Origin of the sequence: Allobosea sp. LC85 (assembly GCF_000735605.1) — a bacterium.
In the GTDB taxonomy this organism is placed as follows: domain Bacteria; phylum Pseudomonadota; class Alphaproteobacteria; order Rhizobiales; family Beijerinckiaceae; genus Allobosea.
The window spans coordinates 30,480-52,749 of record NZ_JPKG01000017.1; the positions used below are offsets into that span (position 1 = coordinate 30,480).

General features: G+C 65.4%; 17 protein-coding genes. 3 read left to right on the forward strand and 14 right to left on the reverse strand.

Annotated features, from left to right (window positions below; all coding sequences use genetic code 11):
* Window positions 1-29 precede the first annotated feature (29 nt).
* From FG93_RS07335 to FG93_RS07345, 3 genes are all read left to right on the forward strand, one after another.
* On the forward strand, window positions 30-830 hold the full coding sequence (locus tag FG93_RS07335; protein ID WP_052513502.1) for a DUF2189 domain-containing protein: 801 nt from the start codon (window positions 30-32) through the stop codon (window positions 828-830).
* 165 nt (window positions 831-995) lie between these two features.
* Window positions 996-1,301 (forward strand): hypothetical protein, encoded by a 306-nt coding sequence (locus FG93_RS07340; protein ID WP_052513469.1) that lies wholly within the window; start codon window positions 996-998, stop codon window positions 1,299-1,301.
* Window positions 1,302-2,130: 829 nt separating this feature from the next.
* Entirely contained in the window at window positions 2,131-3,336 is a 1,206-nt protein-coding gene (locus FG93_RS07345; RefSeq protein WP_043233339.1) for an ABC transporter substrate-binding protein, read from the forward strand.
* Between the two features lie 87 nt (window positions 3,337-3,423).
* Here FG93_RS07345 and FG93_RS07350 read toward each other — a convergent pair whose 3' ends face one another.
* The 14 genes from FG93_RS07350 to mraY all read right to left on the reverse strand — a co-directional run bounded on the left by FG93_RS07350 (window position 3,424) and on the right by mraY (window position 22,265).
* Window positions 3,424-5,541, reverse strand: a complete 2,118-nt coding sequence (locus FG93_RS07350; RefSeq protein WP_043233340.1) for a DEAD/DEAH box helicase — start codon at window positions 5,539-5,541, stop codon at window positions 3,424-3,426.
* 156 nt (window positions 5,542-5,697) lie between these two features.
* Window positions 5,698-7,398: a DNA repair protein RecN gene (gene recN, locus FG93_RS07355; protein ID WP_043233341.1), complete on the reverse strand. Its 1,701-nt coding sequence runs from the start codon at window positions 7,396-7,398 to the stop codon at window positions 5,698-5,700.
* 66 nt (window positions 7,399-7,464) lie between these two features.
* A complete protein-coding gene (locus FG93_RS07360; RefSeq protein ID WP_081881389.1) occupies window positions 7,465-8,367 on the reverse strand; it encodes an outer membrane protein assembly factor BamD in 903 nt (300 codons plus the stop codon).
* 174 nt (window positions 8,368-8,541) lie between these two features.
* Window positions 8,542-9,486, reverse strand: coding sequence for a UDP-3-O-acyl-N-acetylglucosamine deacetylase (lpxC, locus tag FG93_RS07365; RefSeq protein WP_043233344.1), 945 nt, complete (start codon window positions 9,484-9,486; stop codon window positions 8,542-8,544).
* 312 nt (window positions 9,487-9,798) lie between these two features.
* Entirely contained in the window at window positions 9,799-11,499 is a 1,701-nt protein-coding gene (gene ftsZ, locus FG93_RS07370; RefSeq protein ID WP_043233345.1) for a cell division protein FtsZ, read from the reverse strand.
* A 105-nt stretch (window positions 11,500-11,604) separates the two neighbouring features.
* Complete coding sequence (gene ftsA, locus FG93_RS07375; protein ID WP_043233346.1) at window positions 11,605-12,897, reverse strand: cell division protein FtsA; 1,293 nt, start codon at window positions 12,895-12,897, stop codon at window positions 11,605-11,607.
* A gap of 29 nt (window positions 12,898-12,926) precedes the next feature.
* Window positions 12,927-13,748 carry a cell division protein FtsQ/DivIB gene (locus FG93_RS07380; RefSeq protein WP_244448527.1) on the reverse strand — a complete coding sequence of 274 codons (822 nt, stop codon included), beginning with the start codon at window positions 13,746-13,748 and terminating at the stop codon, window positions 12,927-12,929.
* Window positions 13,749-13,855: 107 nt separating this feature from the next.
* Window positions 13,856-14,770 carry a D-alanine--D-alanine ligase gene (locus tag FG93_RS07385; protein ID WP_043233349.1) on the reverse strand — a complete coding sequence of 305 codons (915 nt, stop codon included), beginning with the start codon at window positions 14,768-14,770 and terminating at the stop codon, window positions 13,856-13,858.
* Between the two features lie 232 nt (window positions 14,771-15,002).
* Window positions 15,003-15,929 (reverse strand): UDP-N-acetylmuramate dehydrogenase, encoded by a 927-nt coding sequence (gene murB, locus FG93_RS07390; RefSeq protein WP_043233351.1) that lies wholly within the window; start codon window positions 15,927-15,929, stop codon window positions 15,003-15,005.
* Complete coding sequence (gene murC / locus FG93_RS07395; protein ID WP_043233352.1) at window positions 15,926-17,338, reverse strand: UDP-N-acetylmuramate--L-alanine ligase; 1,413 nt, start codon at window positions 17,336-17,338, stop codon at window positions 15,926-15,928. Before murC ends, murB begins: the two co-directional genes overlap by 4 nt.
* Before the next feature lie 71 nt (window positions 17,339-17,409).
* A complete protein-coding gene (murG, locus tag FG93_RS07400) occupies window positions 17,410-18,510 on the reverse strand; it encodes an undecaprenyldiphospho-muramoylpentapeptide beta-N-acetylglucosaminyltransferase (RefSeq protein WP_043233354.1) in 1,101 nt (366 codons plus the stop codon).
* Between the two features lie 5 nt (window positions 18,511-18,515).
* A complete protein-coding gene (locus tag FG93_RS07405; RefSeq protein WP_043233355.1) occupies window positions 18,516-19,649 on the reverse strand; it encodes an FtsW/RodA/SpoVE family cell cycle protein in 1,134 nt (377 codons plus the stop codon).
* A gap of 109 nt (window positions 19,650-19,758) precedes the next feature.
* The gene (gene murD / locus FG93_RS07410) at window positions 19,759-21,180 is read right to left on the reverse strand and encodes a UDP-N-acetylmuramoyl-L-alanine--D-glutamate ligase (protein ID WP_043233356.1); all 1,422 of its coding nucleotides are present in this window, start codon (window positions 21,178-21,180) and stop codon (window positions 19,759-19,761) included.
* 2 nt (window positions 21,181-21,182) lie between these two features.
* The gene (mraY, locus tag FG93_RS07415) at window positions 21,183-22,265 is read right to left on the reverse strand and encodes a phospho-N-acetylmuramoyl-pentapeptide-transferase (protein WP_043233357.1); all 1,083 of its coding nucleotides are present in this window, start codon (window positions 22,263-22,265) and stop codon (window positions 21,183-21,185) included.
* Window positions 22,266-22,270 lie beyond the last annotated feature (5 nt).

Genomic DNA, 22,270 nt, shown 5'->3' on the forward strand with positions numbered 1-22,270 from the left:
GAGGACTGCCAATGGCCAATCTCGACAGCATGGTCTCCAATGCTGACCGCAAGACGAATACGCCTGCCAGGCCGGTCATTGAACCGCGCGTGCGCACCATTACCACGGCCGATCTGCGCGATGCGCTCTGGCGCGGCTATGAGGACTTCATGGCACAGCCGAGCCATCTCGTCTTTATCGCGCTGATCTATCCGATCGCGGGCATCGTCATCGCTCAGCTCACCGTGAGCTATAACATCTTCCCATTGCTTTTCCCGCTGTTGTCGGGCTTTGCCCTGCTCGGCCCCTTCGCGGCCATCGGCCTCTATGAGATCAGTCGACGCCGGGAGCGCGGCATGAACTCCTCATGGGCGCATGCCTTCGCGATCCTGAAATCCCGCTCGATCGGGACAATCCTGGCACTCGGCGCATTGCTGACCGGGCTCTTCATCGCCTGGCTGCTCTCCGCCTGGCTGATCTATCGCTGGCTTCTTGGTGACGTGCCCGTGACGTCGATCAGCGGCTTCCTCAGTGAGGTGCTGACGACACCGAACGGCTGGACCATGATCATCGTCGGCAACGCAGTCGGCGCGCTCTTCGCGATTACCGCCTTTTCGATGACCGTGATCTCCTTCCCGCTGGTGCTCGACAAGCATGTCGATGTGGCAACTGCGATCCGCACCTCGGTTTCCGCGGTCGAAGCCAATCCGCGCGTCATGATGATCTGGGGTCTCATCGTCACAGGCCTGCTCATCCTCGGCTGCCTGCCCGTGCTGGTTGGTCTCGTCCTGGTCATGCCGATCCTCGGCCACGCGACCTGGCATCTCTACCGCAAGGTCGTGGAGAAATAGCCCATCTTTCGCAACCGGGCCGGTTCGGCCCGGTTGCGCCGAGTCCATCAAAGACCGCGCCCATCAAAAAATCTCCCGCAGCTTTGAACCTGCCTCGCGGCTCACGCGACCAAAGGTCATGAGGCTGCATCCCGCGGCCTCGCACAAAGCCAAGGGAGAGATTTCATGACCGCCCGCACGATCCTCACCGGCCTTGCCACCGCTTTCGTTCTCGGCGCCGGCACCCTCATCGGCGGCTCGCTCGCCACCGCCACCTCCGCGCAAGCGGCGCCTGGCTGGCACGGCCATGGCCATCACGGCCATTTCGGCCACGGGTTCCACCATCGCCGCCCCTGGGGCTGGGGCCGTCCCGGCTGGGGCTACCGCCCGGTCTACGCCAGCGCCTATTATGGCGGCTGCTACAAGGTGTTCCGTCGCGGCTTCGTTCCCGGCGTAGGGCCGGTGGTTCGCCCAGTCACCATCTGCCGCTGAACACGCATGAGTTCGTCTGAAAGAGGGGCCGGAGCGATCCGGCTCCTTCTCGACGTTGGCCGCCGGCGGCGAGGCACCCCAATCCCTGCCGGTCCTGATTTCCCGAGATCCTTCGGAGTTGCGTCGCGCCTGTCCGCCGCTCCTATTGGGAACCTTTGCCGGCCGCACCGGTTCAGTTCTCATCACAACAGCATGGTGACGCTCAATCATGCGGGCGCCAGCAGCCCGATCAAAGCAGGGGGCTTCTCATGAACAACATCATTTACATCGTCGGCCTCGTCGTCGTGGTCATCGCCATCCTGTCCTTCCTGGGCCTGCGCTGATCCAGGCTTACGCCAAGCGCGCCCGGTCGCGGCAAGCTGGCGAACACTCCAGACGATAGCGATGCCCCGTCGACGGGAGCGGGAATCGTGTGCACTCGATCGCCGCCGGCACGCAACGGCAGCAGGCCGGCGTACCTGCTCAGCACAGTCCGACCTTGCCTTGAATTGCGGCGCCACGGCGTCCTGACGTCAGCGACACCTCATCCTGCCCTGTCTTCGCCCGCCGGCTCAGCGTGCGGTGCGTAATCGACCAGATGGATCATGCGAAAATGAGGTAAAATTCTCCTCTGTTTTCGCTAGCCAACTCCCAAGCGGCATGCCAGCCTGTTCGATAGAATTCATACGTACACATGATAATTATCGAGCACGCATATAATACAATATACGCACAATAACAGGCGATCGATACGATTGATATGCTTGATAAAGCCGATGATTGATCGATAATTAGTTATGAATATCGCCTCGACGCGAATTCATTAGACAATCAAGCACGGGAGGAAGGCATGAGGAAGTTCAGTTTCATTGCCGCTTCGCTGGCCTCGACCGTCATGGCCAATGCGCAAGGGATCAGCGGCGATGTCATTCGCATCGGTGTGCTGAACGACCAAACGGGAACTTATGCCGATTTCGGCGGGCTGACCTCGGTCGAAGCCGCACGCATGGCGGCCGAGGACTTCGGCGCCGCCGCCAAGGGCCTCAAGATCGAGATCATCGCCGCCGACCACCAGAACAAGGCCGACATCGCCTCAGCTCTCGCCCGGCGCTGGTTCGATGTCGACGGCGTCGACGCCATTGCCGATCTGACCAACTCGGCTGTTGCCATCGCGGTCAACACGATTGGCAAGGAACGCGGCAAGGTCACGCTGATGACCGGGCCGGCCACGACCCGCCTGACCAACGAAGACTGTTCACCAACCGGCTTCCACTGGGTTTTCGACACCTATTCGCAATCGGTCGGCACCGCCCGCTCCATCCTGGAACAGGGCAAGAAGAAGTGGTTCCTGCTGACGGCCGACTACGCCTTCGGCCACCAGATGGCGTCTGAGCTGACCAATGTGGTGACCAAGGGCGGAGGCACGATCTCAGGCAGCGTGCGGCATCCCCTCGGCACAGCTGACTTCGGTTCCTTCTTGCTGCAGGCGCAATCCTCGGGTGCCGAGATCATCGGCCTAGCCAACGCGGGCACGGACACGATCAACGCGATCAAGCAGGCCAGCGAATTCGGCATTGCGCAGGGCGGCCAGAACCTTGCGGGGCTCGTGATCGTCATCAGCGACGTCCATGCGCTCGGCCTGAAGCAGGCGCAGGGCCTTCTTGCGACAACGGCGTTTTACTGGGACCGTGACGACGCCAGCCGCGAATGGTCGAAACGCTTCGAGGCCCGCACCGGCCGCAAGCCGGGCATGGTCCAGGCCGGAACCTATTCCTCGGTCCTGCACTATCTGAAGGCCATCGAGGCAGCCAAGACCGACGATGGCCCGACCGTCGCCAAGAAGATGCGGGAGCTGCCGGTCAACGATTTCTTCGCCACCAAGGGTGAGGTTCGTGCCGACGGAAGGTTGGTCAAGGACATGTACCTCGTTGAGGTCAAGAAGCCTGAAGAGTCCAAGGCACCGTGGGACTATTACCGGGTCCTGCGCACGATCCCGGCCGCAGAGGTGACCCAGCCGCTCTCTGCCAGCGCCTGCCCGCTGGTCAAGAAGAACTGATCGATCACCGAATACACGAAACGCCCCCTCCCGGCTTGGGAAGGGGCGCTTCTGCATGGTTTCGAGCCCTGCCGTTAGGGATGCCGATCAGCGATCGTCCCGACGCGGCTTCTTGCTCTTGAACGGCTTGCCGGCAGGCTTGCCGCGCTCACCGCCCGCAAATCCGGCGTCCGGCTTGCCATGGCCGAAGCTCTTCCCGCCATGGCTTGGCTTGCCGGAAAAGGGCTTGGCGCCGGCGAAGGGCTTGGCGCCGGCGAAAGGCTTGGCACCGGCAAAAGCCTTGCCCTTGGAGAAGGGCTTGTCCGAGGGACCGGACTTCTTGTCGAAGGGGCGTTCGCCGGGCCGCAGCACGGCGTTCTCGTCGTAAACAGGCTCGCGATCGCGCCGCGCCGGATCATAGGGCTTGCCGCCATGCGCCTTGGCCCCGAAAGGCTTGCCCTTGCCTTCGTAAGGCTTCTTCTTGCCTGCGAACGGCGCACTTGCCCTTTCATCTTCGCGCGGGGCACGCGTATGGCTTGCCTTCTCCGCAAAGGGCTTGGCCGGGCGCCGCTCGGCTTCGCCGGTCACGGGCTCGATCAGGATCTTGTCCCGGTCGGTCGCGCTCGCCAGTGACGCAAAGCGCTCCGCGACATCGGCATCGATCTCGACCTTGGTTTCCGTGTCGAAGATGCGGATGGCGCCGACCTCGTCACGGGTGATCTTGCCGCGACGGCAGAGCATCGGCAGCAGTTGGCGAGGATCGGCGCCGTCACGGCGGCCGATATTCAGGCGGAACCAAACCGTATCGCCGCGCGGCCCGGCCTTGTGCGGCCTCTCGCCCTGCTCGCGGTCACGCTCGCGTGGGCGGGCGTAATCCTCGCTGCTGCGCACCGGCCTGCGCTCGTCGCGTCCGAAACCCGGATCACCGACCTCCTCCGCTGCCGGCAGGCGCGAACGATAGACCCTGACCAGGGCGGCCGCGATCTCCTGCGCAGAGCGACCGGCGAGAAGGGCCTCGACCATGCCGGCATCATCCTCGCTGGCCTCGCCAGTGAGCAGCGGATCCTGCAGCAGCCGCTCCTGATCGAGAGCACGGATTTCCTCCTGCGTCGGAGCGCCAGCCCAGACGGCCTCGACCTTGGCTTCGGACAGCAGCATGTCGGCCTTGCGACGCCGAGAAGGCGGCACCAGCAGCACGCTGGTGCCCTTGTTGCCCGCGCGGCCCGTCCGGCCGCTGCGGTGCTGCATGACCTCTGGATCGTTCGGCAGCTCGGCGTGAATGACCAGCGTCAGGCCCGGCAGGTCGATGCCGCGCGCAGCCACGTCGGTCGCGACGCAGACGCGGGCGCGCCCGTCGCGCAGCGCCTGCAGCGCCGAGTTGCGCTCGCTCTGGCTGAGTTCGCCCGAGAGCGCCACGGCCGAAAAGCCGCGCTCCAGCAGGATCGCCTCGAGATGGCGGACCGCATTGCGGGTGTTGCAGAAGACCAGCGCGCAGGGCGAATCGTGGAAGCGCAGCAGATTGACGACTGCGAGCTCGGCTTCCTTCGGAAAGACCCGGATCGCGCGATACTCGATGTCGGCATGCCCGGTTGCGGAGCCGGCCACCTCGATGCGCAGAGCATCGCGCTGATAGCTCCTCGCCAGCGCGATGATGGCCTTCGGCAAGGTCGCTGAGAAGAGCAGGCTACGACGCTCCGCGGGGGTCGTCTTCAGGATGAATTCGAGATCGTCGCGGAAACCGAGATCGAGCATCTCGTCGGCCTCGTCGAGGACGACGGCTCGGAGCGCCGAGACATCGAGCCTGTGCCGCTCGATATGGTCACGCAAGCGGCCGGGCGTGCCGACGACGATATGCGCACCCTCGTCCAGCAAGGCGGCCTCGCGGCGCGGATCCATGCCACCGACACAGGAGATCACGCGGGCACCGGCATGCTTGTAGAGCCAGGCGAGTTCGCGCTGGACCTGCAACGCCAGTTCGCGCGTCGGCGCGATGATCAGCGCCAAGGGTTGCGCGGCGCGGCCCAGGACTTCAGCGCCCTCCAGGAGGGTCTCGCCGATGGCAAGCCCATAGGCGACGGTCTTGCCTGAGCCCGTCTGCGACGAGACCAGAAGGTCGCGTCCGGCGGCCGCTTCCTCCAGAACCGCATTCTGGACGGGCGTCGGATCATTGTAGTTGCGTTCGGCGAGCGCACGCGCGAGCGGCGGGCTCGTGGGAAGGAATGCCATTGGTTAATCGGCCTTGAGTTCATGCGCGCGGCGTGATGCGGCGCGGGAGATCGTGAGGCAGGCATCGCGGCGCGTACAACGCAGCCATAACACCATAAGCCAGTCTGTGCCGCTCTTAGAGCAGAATTCGCAGAAAGGGAATGCGGATCGCAGTGGTCAGGCCCGCGCCGCCGCGCCATGAATGCCAGCTGCGTCAAGCAGACGAGCAGCGGCCGCCCTCGCCTCCTCGGTGATGCTGGCACCGGCAAGCATGCGAGCGATCTCCTCGCGCCGTGTCCGATCCTCGAGCGGCGTCACGCGCGTCACCGTGCGCGAGGCCGCGTCATTGTCCAGCGCCGACTTGGCGATCAGGAAATGCCGGCCTGCCTTGGCCGCGACCTGCGGCGCATGCGTCACCGAGATGACCTGCACCTGCCCCGCCAGGCGTGCCAGCCGCTCTCCGATCGCATCAGCCACCGCCCCCCCGACTCCGGTATCGATTTCGTCGAAGACCAGGGTCGGCGCCGAACCGCGCTCGGCAAGCACGACCTTCAGGGCGAGCATGAAGCGCGAGAGCTCGCCCCCGGAGGCAACCTTCATCATCGGACCTGGCCGCGTGCCGGGGTTGGTCTCGACCCAGAACTCGACGCGATCGAACCCTTCTGGCCCCCGCGCATCCTCGTCGCGATCAATATGGGTGATGAAGCGAGCGCGCTCGAGCTTCAGCGGCGGCAGCTCCGCCCTGACCGCGTTGTCGAGACGCACCGCGGCCTCACCGCGGGCAGCAGAGAGTGCCCGCGCCTTGGCAAGATAATCGGCTTCCGCCTGAGCGAGCTCCGCTTCGAGCCGGGACAGGGAACCCTCGCTCTCATCGAGTTCGGCAAGGTCGGCACTCATCCTGGCTGCAAGATCGGCAAGCGCCTCGACCGGAACGTCGAACTTTCGGCCCGCCGCCCGCAAGGCGAACAGCCGCTCCTCGACTCGCTCCTGCTCGCGCGGATCGTATTCCGCTGCACGCATGGCCGCCGCGAGCGCTTCGCCCGCTTCTTCCAGCGCCACGATCGCAGTATTGAGCGCTGCCATCGACGGATCGACGAGCTCCGGTGCCTGCGCTGCCCGCCGCTCCAGCCGGCGAAGCACTGCCGCAAGGGCGGGAACAGACGAGGCCTGGCCGCCGACCGCCTCATAGGCATCGGCAAGATCGCGCGCCACCTTCTCCGCCTGCATCATGTCCTGACGTCGGCTGGCCAGCGCATCTTCCTCGCCCGGCTCCGGTGCAAGCTTGCCGAGTTCGGCCACGGCGTGGCGCAGGAAATCGGCCTCCTTGCGTGCGGCCTCGACACGGATGCGCTGGGTTTGCAGGGCCTGCCGCGCGCGCTTCAGTACATCGCTGGCCGTTGCGGTGACTTCGGCCTGTCCTTCGAGACCGGCAAAACCGTCGAGAATGGCGCGGTGCTGTGCTGCATCGGTCAGGGCCCGGTCATCATGCTGGCCGTGGATTTCGACGATGGCGCTACCGATCAGCCGCAGGATCTGGACGCTGACCGGCTGGTCATTGATGAAGGCGCGTGTCCGTCCATCGGCATACTGCACCCGCCGCAGGATCAGATCGCCGTCTGTGTCGATCTCCTGCGCCTGCGCCAGCTTGCGAGCTGGATGGGCGAGCGGCAGATCGAAGACCGCACTGACCTGACCTTGCGCCTCGCCATGGCGCACGAGCCCGCCGTCGCCGCGCCCACCGAGCGCCAGAGCAAAGCCGTCGAGCAGGATCGACTTCCCGGCGCCGGTCTCACCAGTCAGCACGCTCAACCCGGCGCCGAACGCCAGATCGAGCCGGTCGATCAGGACGATGTCACGGATCGAAAGCTGCGCCAGCATGACGCTCAGCGAGTGATTGAAGGGAGTGGCATGCGGTCCGTCACCCGCCCATGCACCTGCCCGGCCTCAGCGAACGAGGCCGACGACCGAACGGGTGAAGCCGTTGAACAACCGGCTGATATAGGAGCCGCGATCCTCGCGGGGCTCGAGGCCGCCGCTCTGAAGGAGGGTATAGGCGTCCTTGTACCAGGGGCTGTCGGGGAAGTTATGCCCGAGCACGGCAGCGGCAGTCTGCGCCTCATTGGTGATGCCCATCGCCATATAGGCCTCGGTCAGGCGCATCAACGCCTCCTCGACATGGCGAGTGGTCTGATATTTGGTGATGACGTCGCGGAAGCGGTTCACGGCACCGGTATAATTGCGCTTCTCGAGATAGTAGCGGCCGACATTCATCTCCTTGCCCGCGAGCTGATCGCGCGCAACCAGCATCTTCTCGCGGGTGTCGATCACATATTCGGACTTCGGATAGCGATCGAGCAGTTCCTGCATCGCGGCAAGCGCGCGCTCGGTCCGTTCCTGGTCGCGCGTCGCGTCCGGGATCTGATTATAATAGGACATCGCCAGGATGTACTGCGCGTAGGCGGCATCCGGACTGGCCGGATTCTGCGCCAGGAAGCGCTTGGACGCCGTGATCGCGTCCTCGTACTTCGCCGCCTGAAAATTCGTATAGGCGACCATGATCAGGCCCTTCTTCGCATAGGGCGAGAATGGCGCCTGCTTGTCGATCTCCTCGAACTTCTTGACGGCGCCTTCGCTGTCGCCGTTCTGAGAGCGAGCCAGCCCCTCGTTATAGAGCTTATCGGCCGGCACATCCGCGACGATTTCCGGCTTGTAGACCTCGGGCCTGTCGAACGGATTGAGCGACGACATCGTATCGCAGCCGCCGAGCAGCAAGGCGGCGCCGAGCGCGAGGGCAACGCCCATCCGCATCGGTCGGGCGCTTTGGGAAGTCGGGTTGTTCAGCCGCATGACGCTCACGTCGTCCGTCCTCTTTCGCTCGTCACCGCAAGATGGCGAAGGATGCCTTTACCTCAGACGCAGCGCTCACGCTACCGTCGAAAGGCAGGTTACGAACATGCGAGGCCATGCTGCATTCGACAAAAACCGGGCGAATGCAAGGCGCGCGCTAAACTGTTCGGCTGCTCAGTGCAGATCGGGCGCGAAAGCCGCCGGAGCCGCAGCGGCCATCTGCGCGGCACGATGCGCGTAAACCGGTTCGGCCTCGACGATCGCGTAATTCGCGCGATCCGCAAACAAGGCTTCCAGAACGGTCACGTTCATGCGGTGACCACCGCAATAGGAGCGAAACTCGCCGAGGATCGGATAGCCGGCCAGCGCAAGATCGCCGACCGCGTCGAGCACCTTGTGGCGCACGAACTCGTCCGCGTAGCGCAGGCCTTCAGGGTTGACCACCTTGTCGTCGCCGATCGCGACGGTGTTGTCGAGCGAGGCGCCGAGCGCGAAGCCCGCCTTCCAGAGCTGCTCGACTTCGCGCATGAAACCGAAGGTGCGGGCACGCGAAATCTCGCGGGCATAGGCGACCGGCTCGAGGTCGAAGATCTTGCGCTGACGGCCGATCGCCGGGGTGTCGAAATCGATCTCGACATCGAGGCGGAAGCCGCTGTCGAACGGCGCAAGCTCGGCGAAGCCGCGGCCCTTCTCGACACGCACAGGCTGCAGGATCTTGAGATAACGGCGGTTCGCGCCAAGCGTGACGACGCCTGCATCTTCGATCGCTGCGACGAACTCCGCAGCGCTGCCGTCCATGATCGGCATCTCGGGGCCGTCGATCTCGATCAGGACGTTGTCGAGTCCAAGGCCGGCGCAAGCCGACATCAGGTGCTCGATGGTCGCGACGGATGCGGCACCACGATCGCCGATCACGGTGCAGAGCTCAGCGGCACTCACCTTGTTGTAGCGGGCATGGATAAGGTGCGAAGGGCCGCCCTCGGACTCCTTGCGGAGGAAGACGATGCCGGAATTCGCGCTGGAAGGCTTGAGGCAGATTCCGGCGGGAGCTCCGGAATGAACACCGATTCCCTTCAAGGACACGGGAGCGCGGAGTGTGGTCTGCCGATCAAAATTCATTCCGGTATCCAATCTCGAACGCTAACGATCTCGGCTGCACAACGCTACGGGCTGCCTGATGGTCGTTTGCGGTCCTTCAGTTGGGCGGCGCCTGGCGGTTGCCGGTGCCGTCATCCCCCTTTGGGGCAAGCGCAACATACGCCTTAGGTGGATGCCGACAAAATCACGCTTTCTTTCGCTCTGTAACAAGCCAACTCAATCAGAGAAAAATAACCATCCCATTGAAGTATATGGTTTTTCAAACGTAAACAGAGCCCGGAGCGAGGGTTCGCTCCGGGCTCTGTTACAACGCTGTCGCAGTCGCTGTGGCGCTCAGTTCGCCTGGCGGCGCAGGAAGGCGGGAATCTCCAGCTGATCCTCTTCGCTGTTGCGATTCGGCGCTGCACGGCCAAGCTGGTCGAGCTGGCCCTGGGCCGGGCGCGAGGCCGGCGGAGCCGGACGGCGCATATACTCGGCATGGGCTGCGCTGGGTGCCGGAGCGGCAGGCTGCATCGGCGGAGGCGCGTGGCGCACCGGGGCCTGCGGCTGGGCCTCGTCCTCATCCTTGCGGCCGAAACCAACCGAGGCGAGGCGCTGCATCAGCGACATGCGCTTCTGGTCGGCCTGCGCCGGAGGCTGCGGCACCGACTGCGCGCCACGGCTCGCCGCGATCTGGTTCTGCGCCGGCATCGGCAGGTCCTCGATCCGCGGCATCCGGGTCGGGCGGACGACCGCACGCTCCGGGGCCGGGGCGATGAAGCTGTCCTCGTGACGCATCACCGGCTCTTCATGCAGCATCGGCTGGCTCACGGGAGCGGCCGCGATTACCGGACGCGGCTGCACCGGCTCGATGCGGATATCTTCCGCAACGCTCGGCTGCACCGGAGCCGCCTGGCGCACGGTCTCGACATTCACCGGCGCACGCATCTCCAGCATCGGCTCGGCATGAACCGGAGCCGCGGCCCGCGGTGCGGCGGCCGTATTGCGCAAACGTGCTTCGGCCTTCAGGCGCTCGGCAACCTGGGCGATACGGGCTTCGGTATCGTCCATTTCAGCCTGGGTGCTGATCGGCTTGTCGATGCCGGTGGCCACGACGGAGACGCGCACGACGCCCTCGAGCGATTCGTCGAACGTCGCACCGACGATGATGTTGGCTTCTGAATCGACCTCCTCGCGGATGCGGGTGGCCGCTTCGTCGACCTCATAGAGCTTCATGTCGCGCCCGCCGGTGATCGAGATCAGCAGGCCACGCGCGCCCTTCATCGAGACATCATCGAGCAGCGGATTGTTGATCGCAGCCTGGGCCGCGGTCAGCGCACGCTTCTCGCCCTGCGCTTCGCCGGTGCCCATCATCGCCTTGCCCATGCCGCGCATCACGGCGCGAACGTCGGCGAAGTCGAGGTTGATCAGGCCGGGACGGACCATCAGGTCGGTGATGCAGGCCACGCCGGAATAGAGAACCTGGTCGGCCATGCCGAAGGCATCGGCGAAGCCGGTGGTCTCGTTGGCGACGCGGAACAGGTTCTGGTTCGGGATGACGATCAGCGTATCGACCGCCTCGTTCAGCTCCGAAATGCCGGCCTCCGCCATGCGCATGCGGCGATGGCCCTCGAACTGGAACGGCTTGGTGACGACGCCGACGGTCAGTATACCCATGTCGCGGGCGACGCGGGCAATCGCGGGGGCTGCACCGGTACCGGTGCCACCGCCCATGCCGGCGGTGATGAAGACCATGTGCGCACCGGCAAGGTGGTCACGGATCTCGTCGATCACCTCTTCCGCCGCCGCACGCCCGACTTCCGGCTGCGAACCGGCGCCGAGGCCTTCGGTGACCTGCAGGCCCATCTGCACGATGCGCGAAGCACGCGAGAGCGCCAGAGCCTGCGCATCGGTGTTGGCGACGACGAAATCGACACCATCGAGGCCGGCTTCGATCATGTTGTTGACCGCGTTGCCGCCGGCTCCGCCGACACCGAACACGGTGATCCGGGGCTTTAGCTCCCGGATGTCAGGGGCTTGCAGATTCATCGCCATGGTTGCCTCTTTCGATTTCTTGTCCGGCGCCTGGCGGGTGCCGTCCCGATTGCTACGATTTTACTCTTGGGCCGGAACGGCGCCGCGCCGCCCGGCCCGATACCCTTAGAAACTGTCTTTCAGCCAACGCCCGACACGCGAGAAATACCCGTCCGTCCCCGTCGCGAAGTAAGCGCCGCTCGCGCGCGGCTCGAAATGTTCGACATGCGCGACCTGCGGGTAGACCAGCAGGCCGACCGCGGTTGCAAAAGCTGGCCCCTTGCCGGCCTCGGGCAAGCCCTTGATGCCCAGCGGCCGGCCGGTGCGGACCTGGCCGCCGAGCAGCCGGCGCGCCGTCTCCGGCAGGCCGGTCAACTGGCAGGCGCCGCCTGTCAGCACGACGCGGCGGCCGGCCTGGGCCGAAAAGCCGGCGGCGTTGAGCCTGTCGCGCACGAGTTCGAGGATTTCCTCGACCCGCGGCTTGATGATGCGGATCAGATGCGATTTCGCGAGATGGTTCGGGGTGTCGCGCTCGTCATCGTCGACCTGCGGCACCGAGATCATGTCGCGCTCGTCCGAAGCGCTGGAGATCGCCGATCCGTGCAGCGTCTTCAGCCGCTCGGCGGCCGAGACGCGCGTCGACAACCCGCGCGCCACGTCCATGGTGATGTGATTGCCACCCACCGCAATGGCGTCGGCATGGACCAGATGGCCGCCCGAGAAAACGCCGAGGCTGGTGGTGCCGCCGCCCATGTCGACGACGACGACGCCCATTTCGGCCTCGTCATCGACGAGAACGGAGAGACCCGAAGCATAGGGAGACGCGACGACCGCCTCGACCTCGAGATGGCAGCGCTCGACCGCCAGCATGACGTTGCGGGCAGCGGCCGCCTCGCTGGCGACGACATGCATGTCGACCGAGAGCTTGCCGCCGACGAGGCCACGCGGATCGAGCACGCCCGGCACGCCATCGAGCGCGTACCCGGTGGGCAATGCGTGCATCACCGCCTTGCCGGGCTTGATCGCATGCGTCGCGGCGACCGCGAGTACCCGCTTCACATCGGAATCGCTGACGGAGCCGCTGCGCAGGTCGACGCTGGCGGCATAATGCTGCGAGCCGATGCGCCCGCCCGTCAGGTTGACGATGACGGACTGGACCTCGACCTTGGCCATGCGCTCGGCCGCATCGACCGCGGCCCGGATCGCGCGCTCGGCGTTTTCGAGATCGATGATGGCGCCGCCCTTCACGCCGAGGGAGCGCTGATGGCCAATGCCGATGATGCGCGCGACATGGGTGCGCCCGCGCAACCGCTCGTTCGCCTCCGCCGGATTCAGCTCGGCGATCAGGCAGACCACCTTGCTGGTGCCGACGTCCAGAATCGACAAGGTCGCGCTCTTGCGCGACGAAAGCGGACGCATCCGAGGTGTCAGGCCCTGAGAGGTGAAGTTCACGCCTCGCCTCCCTTCTTCTTGGTCTTGCTCTTGAGCTGCTCGGCGCGGGTCGCCGCCCCCTCTTCCGTCAACCGCATCACCACCCGGTCGGGCTGGCGCAGGTCGATGGCGAGCAGGTCCTTGTCCAGCAGCCTGAAATCCGATTCGAGGCCAGCCAGGCGTTTCACGGCCTCTCCCGGCGCAATCTCCGGCAGGCGGATATCCATGCCGTTGTCGAGCTTGAGGTTCCAGCGCCGGCCGGCAATCAGGCTGGCCGCACGGATGCGCGGCGCCAACGGCCCGGCGTCCGCGAGCAGCGCGACGTATTCGCGGGCGCGGGTATTGGCGTCGGGCCCGACCACGAGCGGCAGATGGGCGAAGCGACCATCGTCCATCTTGTCGATGACGGTGCCATCGGCGGCGATCAGGAAAAGGTCACCCTTCACCTGCCAGAGGGCGAAGGGTTCGCGCTCGGTCAGCGTGATCGCGATCTCGCTTGGATAGAGCTTGCGAACCGTTGCCTGGCGAATCAGCGGCGTCGCCTCGAGGCGACGGCGCGCCTCGTCGGCATCGAAGAAGGCGACCGAGGTCTTCGAATCGATCCCGGCGGCGATCAGAACCTCGATCTCCGACAGCTCGGCGATTCCGGAGATCGTCACCCTATCGACGCCGAGCCCAACCAGGCGCGCCAGCATATGGCGCGGCTCGCCGTAGTTCTCCCGCATCGTTTCGACATGTCCGCCCAGCACGAAGCCTGCCCCGATACTCAATCCAAGAAACCCAAGAGCCAGCCAGGTCCCGATCCGCTGCGGCAGGCGCTGCCACAGCGGGAGAGCCACCGCGCTGCGCCGCGACGACCGGAACCAGCGGCGCGAACGCTCGCCGACCAGAAGTTGCGGCCCTGCGGCCGGCATCGATGAACGTCGGGCGGGCACCGCCGCCGCTTTCATCGATCGAGGGAGGCGTCCTCCACCATCCATTTGACGAGCTCACCGAAGTTCAGGCCCGCGTGGGCAGCCAACTCGGGCACCAGGCTGGTTTCGGTCATCCCGGGCTGCGTATTGACCTCCAGCCAGACGAGAGTGTCGCTCTCGTCGTCGTAGCGGAAGTCAGAACGGCTGACGCCCCGGCACCCGATTGCTTGATGCGCCGTTAACGCACACTCTTCGATCTGCTGGTAAATTTTTGGTAAAATTTGAGCCGGGCAGATGTGGATCGAACCACCTTTCGTGTATTTCGCATCGTAGTCGTAGAACTCGCCTGTGGCGGCCCGGATCTCGGTTACACCGAGGGATCGGTCGCCCATGATGGCGCAGGTCAGCTCCCGCCCGGCGACGAAGCTCTCGGCCAGCAACATGTCACCGCAGGGCCAGTCCTCCCGCGCCACTTCCTGCGGAGGATGTTCGCGCCCCTTCTTCACGATGATGACCCCGACCGAGGACCCCTCGTTGATGGGTTTGAGCACATAGGGCGGCGGCAAGGGGTGCTTCTTGGCGGCCTCGAAGCGCGACAGCGTAACTCCGCGCGCGACCGGAACCCCGGCAGCCGCAACGACCGTCTTCGCCCTGTCCTTGCGCAGGGCGAGCGCTGAGGCGAGCACCCCGGAATGGGTGTAGGGGATCCGCAGAATCTCGAGCAGGCCCTGGATCGTGCCGTCTTCGCCATAGCGGCCATGAAGTGCATTGAAGGCGACGTCTGGGCGCAGCCGGTCCAGCACATCCGCAATATCGCGCTGCACATCGATTCGCGTCACGCGGTAGCCGACGCTCTCCAATGCCCTCGCACAACCGTCGCCCGTATTGAGGCTGACCTCCCGCTCGACGGACCATCCACCCATCAAGACTGCGACGTGTTTGGTCATGGAATCGCTACTCCGCTTCGCCCAGACCCTCGGGGGAGCATGGTTAACGACGCGTTAACGCAGCGATGGCGAGGCGATCGAAACACCGCGTCGCCTCCGACGACGCAAGCCCGCTGCGAGTGACTATTCGGGCGAAGGCGCGGACTGCGTCGCGCACTCCGCACGATCGCAACCCGGACAGCGGCTGTTACGGGGGACGGGCGCAGTCCTGATCCATTCAGTGCCCAACGGCCTAGGCTGCGACGCCCAGCCGCTTGATCTCCCAGTGCAGGTCGAAGCCCGAGGTCTCCTTGACCCTGCGGCGAACCTCCTCGCCCAGACCTTCGATATCGGCGGCGGTCGCGCCGCCGGCATTGATCAGGAAGTTGCAATGCATCTCGGAGACCTGGGCGCCGCCGACCCGCAAGCCACGGCAGCCGGCGGCGTCGATCAGTTGCCAGGCTTTGCCGCCGGGCGGGTTCTTGAAGGTCGAACCACCGGTGCGCTCCTTGATCGGCTGAGCAGCCTCACGCGCCGCCGTCACCCGGTCCATCTCCGCGAAGATCGCAGCCTGATCGCCCGGCCGCCCCTGGAACAGGGCCGACGTGAAGACGATGTCCATCGTCGCTGCCGCACTGTTGCGGTAGGTGAAGCCCATCTCCGCATGGGAGAGCGTGACGATCTCGCCTTTGCGGGTCACGCCGCGCGCAGAGATGAGCACACCGGTGGTCTCGCCGCCGTGAGCCCCCGCGTTCATCCGCAAGGCACCGCCGATGCAGCCCGGGATACCGCGATAGAAGGCGAGCCCGTCGAGCGAAGCATCGGCTGCCGCCCGCGCCACCTTGACGTCCGGCACCGCCGTGCCACTGCGAAGCCGGTTGCCTTCTTCGAGCGATATCTCGCCAAACGCCTTGCCGCCGAGTCGAACAACGACGCCGGGAATGCCCCCGTCACGCACGATCAGGTTCGAGCCGAGCCCGACGACCGTGACGGGAAGCCCGGCCGGGAGCCTGGACAGCAGATAGGCCAGGTCCTGCTCGTCAGCCGGCGTGAACAGCACCTGCGCCGGTCCACCGACGCGGAACCAGGTCAGCCCCGCCATCTCTTGGTTGGCCAGGAGCCGGCCGCGCAGTTCGGGCGCGGCCGCGCGAAGTTCGGGCGTGATATCGGGGAAGCTCACTGCTTGCCATCCAGCCCGGCGAGTTCCCCCGGCAGCGCATAGGCCCATTGCGTGATGTTGCCGGCGCCCAGCAGGACGACATAGTCGCCCGGCCCCGCGAATTCCGCCACCATGCCCGCGAGCTTCTCGGGAGCCTCGAGGGCCAGCGCGTGGCGGTGGCCGCGCGCCTTGATGCCCGAGACGAGGCTGTCCCGGTCGGCACCGGGAATCGGCGCCTCTCCCGCAGCGTAGGTGTCGGCGACGATCACCGTATCGGCGTCGTTGAAGCAGGCCGCAAAATCGTCGAACAGGCTGGAAAGCCGCGTATAGCGATGCGGCTGGACGACGGCGATGACCTTGCTCTTGGTCGAGGCGCGCGCCGCCTTGAGCACGGCAGCGATTTCGACGGGGTGATGGCCGTAATCGTCGAAGATCAGCGCGCCGTTCCACTCGCCGGTCTTGGTGAAGCGGCGCTTGACGCCGCCGAAACCGGCAAGCGCCTCGCGGATCTTCTCCACCGGAATGCCAAGGTCATAGGCGACCGCGATCGCGGCGGTGGCATTCAGCGCATTGTGGTGACCGGGCATCGGCATCACGAGATCGCGCACGACCTCGTCGCGCCCACGCTTGCGGTCGCGGATCAGAAGCGTGAACCTGGCTTGTCCGCCGGAGAGGTCGATGTCGATCAACCGGAAATCCGCCTGCGGGTTCTCGCCATAGGTAACGACGCGCCGATCCTCGATCTGCCCGACGAGGCCCTGCACCGTGGGATGATCGATGCACATCACCGCGAAGCCGTAGAAGGGCAGGTTCTCGACGAACGAGCGGAAGGCCTCCTTGATGGCATCGAAGGTCTTGAAGTGGTCGAGATGCTCGGGATCGATATTGGTGACGATCGCCACGTCGGCGGGGAGCTTCAGGAAGGTGCCGTCCGACTCGTCGGCCTCGACCACCATCCAGTCGCTCTCGCCCATGCGCGCATTGGTGCCATAGGCGTTGATGATGCCGCCATTGATCACCGTCGGGTCGAGCCCGCCCTTCTCCAGCAGGGTGGCGACCAGCGAGGTCGTGGTCGTCTTACCATGCGTGCCGGCGATCGCGACGCAAGATTTCAGCCGCATCAGTTCGGCCAGCATTTCGGCGCGGCGCACCACCGGCAGGCGCTGCTCGCGCGCGGCCGTGAGTTCGGGATTGTCGCGCCTGATCGCCGTGGAGACGACGACGACCTCAGCCCCCTCGATGTTTTCCGCGGCATGGCCGACGAAGGTCTTGATGCCCTTGTCGGCGAGGCGACGGACATTGGCATTGTCGGACGCGTCCGAGCCCTGGACCTTGTAGCCGAGATTATGCAGCACCTCGGCGATACCGGACATGCCGATGCCGCCGATGCCGACGAAATGAATGGAGCCGAGCTTGGGCGGCAGCTTCATGGGTCAGGTGTCTCCTGCGGATTACGACATGTCGCGAAAAGGTGGGAACCGGCTTTCCGTCAAGACATGCCTCAGAACGTGATCCCTGCGACCTGCAGAACCAAGCGGGCAAGCCGGTCGGCCGCATCGGGAATTCCCGCGCTCTTGGCGCTGTCGGCCATGGCAGTCAAGCGCGATGGCTCTGCGATCAGAGTCGAGAGCTCGCCCGCCAGCCGGCGCGGCGTGAACTCCGACTGCAGGATGCGGATGGTGCCGCCCGCCCGCTCGAGCACAGCCGCATTGGCGGCCTGGTCCTGATCGAGCGCCCCCGGCAAGGGCACCAGCAGCGACGGCCTGCCGATCACGGTGAGCTCGGCGACAGTCGAAGCGCCGGCCCTGCCGATCACGAGATGCGCTGCCCCCATACGCGTTGGCAGGTCCTTGAAGAAGGGCGCGATCTCTGCGGCGACGCCGAGCTCGGAATAGATCCGCCGGACGCGCTCGTTATCCTCCACGCGGGCCTGCTGCACGATATGGAGACGGCCTCGTTCCGCGGGCGTCAGCAGCTGAATCGCCGGCGGCACGATATCGGCCATGATCCGGGCGCCCTGGCTGCCGCCGAAGACGAGCAGCCGCAACGGCCCCGTCGAGGGATCGGCATAGGGAGAGACAGCGGCAACGACCGCGGGGCGAACGGGATTGCCAACCTGCCTGCATTTTGCAGCGCGAGCGGCATCGAGGCCTCCGACCTCGGCGAAGCCCGTCGCAATGATGTCGACCCGGCCCGACAGGAAGCGGTTGGCGCGGCCGATGACGGCGTTCTGCTCATGCACCATCGTTTTCACGCCGGCGAAGGAGGCGGCGAGCACCGGCGGAACCGTCGGATAACCGCCGAAGCCGACGACGACGGCAGGCTGCAGTGTCTTGATGACGCGGCGTGCGACAAAGACGCCCTTCATCAGTTCGAGCGCCGCGCCTGCCATCTTGAGCGGAGAGCGACCGGACGGTGTCGCCGCCGGGACCGGGTGAACGGACTCGGCCGGGAAGCTGCCGGCATATTCGACCGCGCGCGCGTCGGTGACGAGCGCGACACGCACGTCATGACGCTGCAGCGCATGGCTCAGCGCCTCGGCGGGAAAGAGGTGGCCGCCGGTGCCACCTGCGGCGAGAGCGACGAGCGGGCGCTGTGTCATGTCCGTCAACGCCCGAATTCACCAAAGCCCTCGGCGCGCGGGCGTTTGCGGGTCAGGGCCAGCAGGAAGCCTGTGCCTAGCGCCAGCGAGAGCAGCGAGGAGCCACCATAGGAGATGAATGGCAAGGTCATGCCCTTGGCCGGCATCATGTGCAGGTTGACCATCATGTTGATCGCCGCCTGGATGCCGAACAACAGCGCCAGCCCTGTCACTGCGAGGCGAATGAAGGGATCCTCGGCCTTCTGGGCCACGAAGAGCGCGCGCAGCACGATCAGGGCGAACAGCGCCACCAGCAGGATGCAGACGACGATGCCGAACTCCTCCGCCGTGACGGCGAAGATGAAATCGGTATGCGCGTCGGGCAGGATGCGCTTCACGGTGCCCTCGCCCGGCCCTTTGCCAAGCCAACCGCCCTGAGCAAAGCTCTCGAGCGCGGTATCGATCTGGAAGGTGTCGCCCGAGCCCTTGTCCATGAAGCGCTCGATACGGGCGCGCACATGTGGAACGAGCTGATAGGCGATAAGCAGGCCGAACATGCCGGCGCCGCCAAGACCGGCCACCCAGAACCAGTGCAAGCCGGCAACGAAGAACAGCCCGCCCCAGACGAGGCTGACCAGCACGGTCTGGCCGAAATCCGGCTGCAGGACCAGGGGCGTGATCGTCAACGGCAACAGGGCGAAGGCCATGAGCGTACCCGGCAGGTCCGGCCGGCGCATGCCCTCCGAAAAGGCCCAGGCAGCGAGCACGACGAATGCGGGCTTCAGGAATTCAGATGGCTGGACGGAGCCGAGCGGGCCGAGCGTCAGCCAGCGACGCGCACCCTTCACCTCGACGCCGAAATACAGCGTCGCCACCACCATCGCGAGCGCGACCACATAGATCAGCAGCGCCGCCCGCCGGACCTGTCGGGGGGTCATGAACGAGGTCGCAAGGAAGATGGCAAAGGCGACCAGCAGGTAGAATGCCTGCCGGTTGACGAAGTGGAAGGTCGAAAGGCCGAGGCGCTCTGCCACCGGCGGGCCTCCCGCCATCAGCAGCACGACGCCGGAGACCATCAACGTCACCAGGGTGGACAGGATGATGCGGTCGATCGACCACCACCAGCGACCGCTGAGACTGGGTTCCGCGCGTGAGACCATGCTCTGGCTCCATCAACCAGACGGGCGAAATTCAGCCGCCCGTTTCAGCGAATCACATTGGCAACGATTGGTTAACCGATTGATTCCGACTTGATGCGAACGCCCGTTTTCAACCTGCCTCGAAGCCCGGCAGCGCCTTCACGAGCGCGCGGAACGCATCGCCCCGCACCTCGAAATTCGGGTACTGATCGTAGGACGCGCAGGCTGGCGAGAGCAGCACGGCAATCTCGGCATCACCCGGATGCGCCGCTGCGTCGCTGGCAGCCGCCGCGACCGCGACGTCGAGCGTGCCGCTGCGGACATAATCCACTCGGCCATCCTCATCGAAGGTCACGGCGAAGGCGTCTGTCGCGGCGCCGATCAAATAGGCCCTCGCGATGTTCGGGAAGTAGCGCCTCAGGCTCTCGATGCCGCCCTCCTTGGCCTTGCCGCCAAGGATCCAGAAGATGTCGCGAAACGAGGTCAGCGCCTTCTCGGTCGAATCCGCATTGGTCGCCTTGGAATCGTTGATGAAGACGACGCGACCGACGCGGCCGATCTCCTCCATGCGGTGTGCGAGTCCGGGATAGGTCTTGAAGCCGGCAGCGATCTCCTCGGCGGAGAGGCCGATAGCCGCGCAGGCGGCAAAGGCAGCCGCCGCATTCTGCGCATTGTGCGAGCCCCGCAGCGAGCCGATGCCGGCGAGATTGGCGACAACGCGCGGCTTGCCGTCCCTGACCTCGACGATGCGGGTGTCGAGCTTGCCGGCATTGGCCGTGACACCAGCGAAGACGCCCTCGTCGAGCGGCTGCTCTCCACTGATCCTCACCAGCGGACGCCCGGACGCAGCGCGCCGGCGCGCCATCTGCTTGGAGGCCTCGTCATCGACGCCAACGACGGCAATGTCCGCGGCCTCGACCATGCGCTCCTTGATCGCAGCGTAGGCCGCCAGCGTGCCATGCCGGTCGAGATGGTCCGGCGTCAGGTTCATCTGGATTCCGACACTCGGCGCCAGTGACGGTGTCAGGTCGATCTGGAAGGTCGAGCATTCGATGACATGGACACGGCCCTCGGCCGGCGGCTCGAGCGCGAGAACGGCGGTGCCGATATTGCCACCCATTTGCACGTCACGGCCGGCCTGACGCAGCACATGGCTGATCAGCGCGGTCGTGGTCGACTTGCCGTTGGTGCCGGTGATGCAGATCACCAGGGCACCGGGGGCAACTTTCGCCCGCTCGCGGAAGAAGAGTTCGATATCGCCGACGATCTCGACGCCAGCGGCTTGCGCCTTTCCGACTGTCCAATGCGGTTGCGGATGGGTCAGGGGCACGCCCGGCGAGAGGATGAAGCTCGCGAAATCAGCCCAGTCGGCGGTTGCGAGATCGACGATCGCCATGCCCTCGCCCGCCGCCTTGTCGCGGCTCTCGGCCTTGTCGTCCCAGGCCGCGACATCGGCACCGCCTGCGATCAAGGCGCGCGCCGTCGCCAGACCCGAGCCGCCGAGGCCGAACAACGCGACCTTGCGGCCAGCAAATACGGTAACCGGCGTCATGATCAGCGCAGCTTCAGCGTGGCGAGGCCGACCAAGGCCAGCACAACGGAAATGATCCAGAAGCGGATCACGACCTGCGGCTCTGTCCAGCCCAGTTTCTCGAAATGGTGATGGATCGGCGCCATCAGGAAGACGCGCTTGCCGGTACGCTTGAAGACGAAGACCTGGATGATGACCGAAAGCGCCTCGACCACGAAGAGGCCGCCGACGATGGCCAGCACGATCTCATGCTTGGTCGCAACCGCGATCACGCCAAGCAAGCCGCCGAGGCCGAGCGAGCCGGTGTCGCCCATAAAGATCTGGGCCGGCGGTGCGTTGAACCAGAGGAAGCCCAGGCCGGCCCCGATCACGGCGCCGCAGATCACGGCAAGCTCGCCGGCGCCCGGTACATGGTGGATCTGCAGGTAGTTGGCGAAGATCGCGTTGCCCGCGAGATAGGAGATGAAGCCGAATGTCGCGGCTGCAATCATCACCGGCACGATCGCAAGCCCGTCGAGCCCGTCGGTGAGATTGACCGCATTGCCGGCTCCGACCACCACGAAGGCGGTCACAAAGGGAAAGAGCAGGCCGAGAGGAATGACCAGTTCCTTCAGGAACGGCATCGCGAAGCCGGATGAAATCGCCGGCGGACCGAGCCGCATGATCAAGTAGCAGGCGATGAGTGCGATCACGACCTCGATGGAAAGCCGTGCCTTGCCGGAAAAGCCCTTATGCGACTGCTTAGTGACCTTGAGATAGTCGTCATAGAAACCGATGGCGCCATAGGCGGCGGTCACGCCGAGCACGATCCAGACATAGGAGTTGCGCAGATTGCCCCAGAGCAGGACCGCAGCGAACAGTCCCGACAGGATCATCAGGCCGCCCATCGTCGGCGTGCCACGCTTGGCAAGATGCGTCTCTGGACCGTCGGTCCGGATCGGCTGGCCCTTGCCTTGCTTGATCCGGAGCCAGGAAATCGCGGCAGGCCCGAAGAAGAAGACGAAAAGCAGCGCGGTCGCAGTGGCGCCGCCGGCGCGGAACGTGATGTAGCGGAACACGTTCAGAATCGGGAAGGCCCCGGCGAAATCGGCAAGCCAGACGAGCATCGGCT

Bases quoted from the DNA above. Each gene is read 5' to 3' on its own strand.
- FG93_RS07335 (WP_052513502.1), top strand. From the start codon at position 30: ATGGTCTCCAATGCTGACCGCAAGACGAATACGCCTGCCAGGCCGGTC.
- FG93_RS07340 (WP_052513469.1), top strand. From the start codon at position 996: ATGACCGCCCGCACGATCCTCACCGGCCTTGCCACCGCTTTCGTTCTC.
- FG93_RS07345 (WP_043233339.1), top strand. From the start codon at position 2,131: ATGAGGAAGTTCAGTTTCATTGCCGCTTCGCTGGCCTCGACCGTCATG.
- FG93_RS07350 (WP_043233340.1), bottom strand. From the start codon at position 5,541: ATGGCATTCCTTCCCACGAGCCCGCCGCTCGCGCGTGCGCTCGCCGAA.
- recN (WP_043233341.1), bottom strand. From the start codon at position 7,398: ATGCTGGCGCAGCTTTCGATCCGTGACATCGTCCTGATCGACCGGCTC.
- FG93_RS07360 (WP_081881389.1), bottom strand. From the start codon at position 8,367: ATGCGGCTGAACAACCCGACTTCCCAAAGCGCCCGACCGATGCGGATG.
- lpxC (WP_043233344.1), bottom strand. From the start codon at position 9,486: ATGAATTTTGATCGGCAGACCACACTCCGCGCTCCCGTGTCCTTGAAG.
- ftsZ (WP_043233345.1), bottom strand. From the start codon at position 11,499: ATGGCGATGAATCTGCAAGCCCCTGACATCCGGGAGCTAAAGCCCCGG.
- ftsA (WP_043233346.1), bottom strand. From the start codon at position 12,897: ATGCGTCCGCTTTCGTCGCGCAAGAGCGCGACCTTGTCGATTCTGGAC.
- FG93_RS07385 (WP_043233349.1), bottom strand. From the start codon at position 14,770: ATGACCAAACACGTCGCAGTCTTGATGGGTGGATGGTCCGTCGAGCGG.
- murC (WP_043233352.1), bottom strand. From the start codon at position 17,338: ATGAAGCTGCCGCCCAAGCTCGGCTCCATTCATTTCGTCGGCATCGGC.
- murG (WP_043233354.1), bottom strand. From the start codon at position 18,510: ATGACACAGCGCCCGCTCGTCGCTCTCGCCGCAGGTGGCACCGGCGGC.
- FG93_RS07405 (WP_043233355.1), bottom strand. From the start codon at position 19,649: ATGGTCTCACGCGCGGAACCCAGTCTCAGCGGTCGCTGGTGGTGGTCG.
- murD (WP_043233356.1), bottom strand. From the start codon at position 21,180: ATGACGCCGGTTACCGTATTTGCTGGCCGCAAGGTCGCGTTGTTCGGC.
- mraY (WP_043233357.1), bottom strand. From the start codon at position 22,265: ATGCTCGTCTGGCTTGCCGATTTCGCCGGGGCCTTCCCGATTCTGAAC.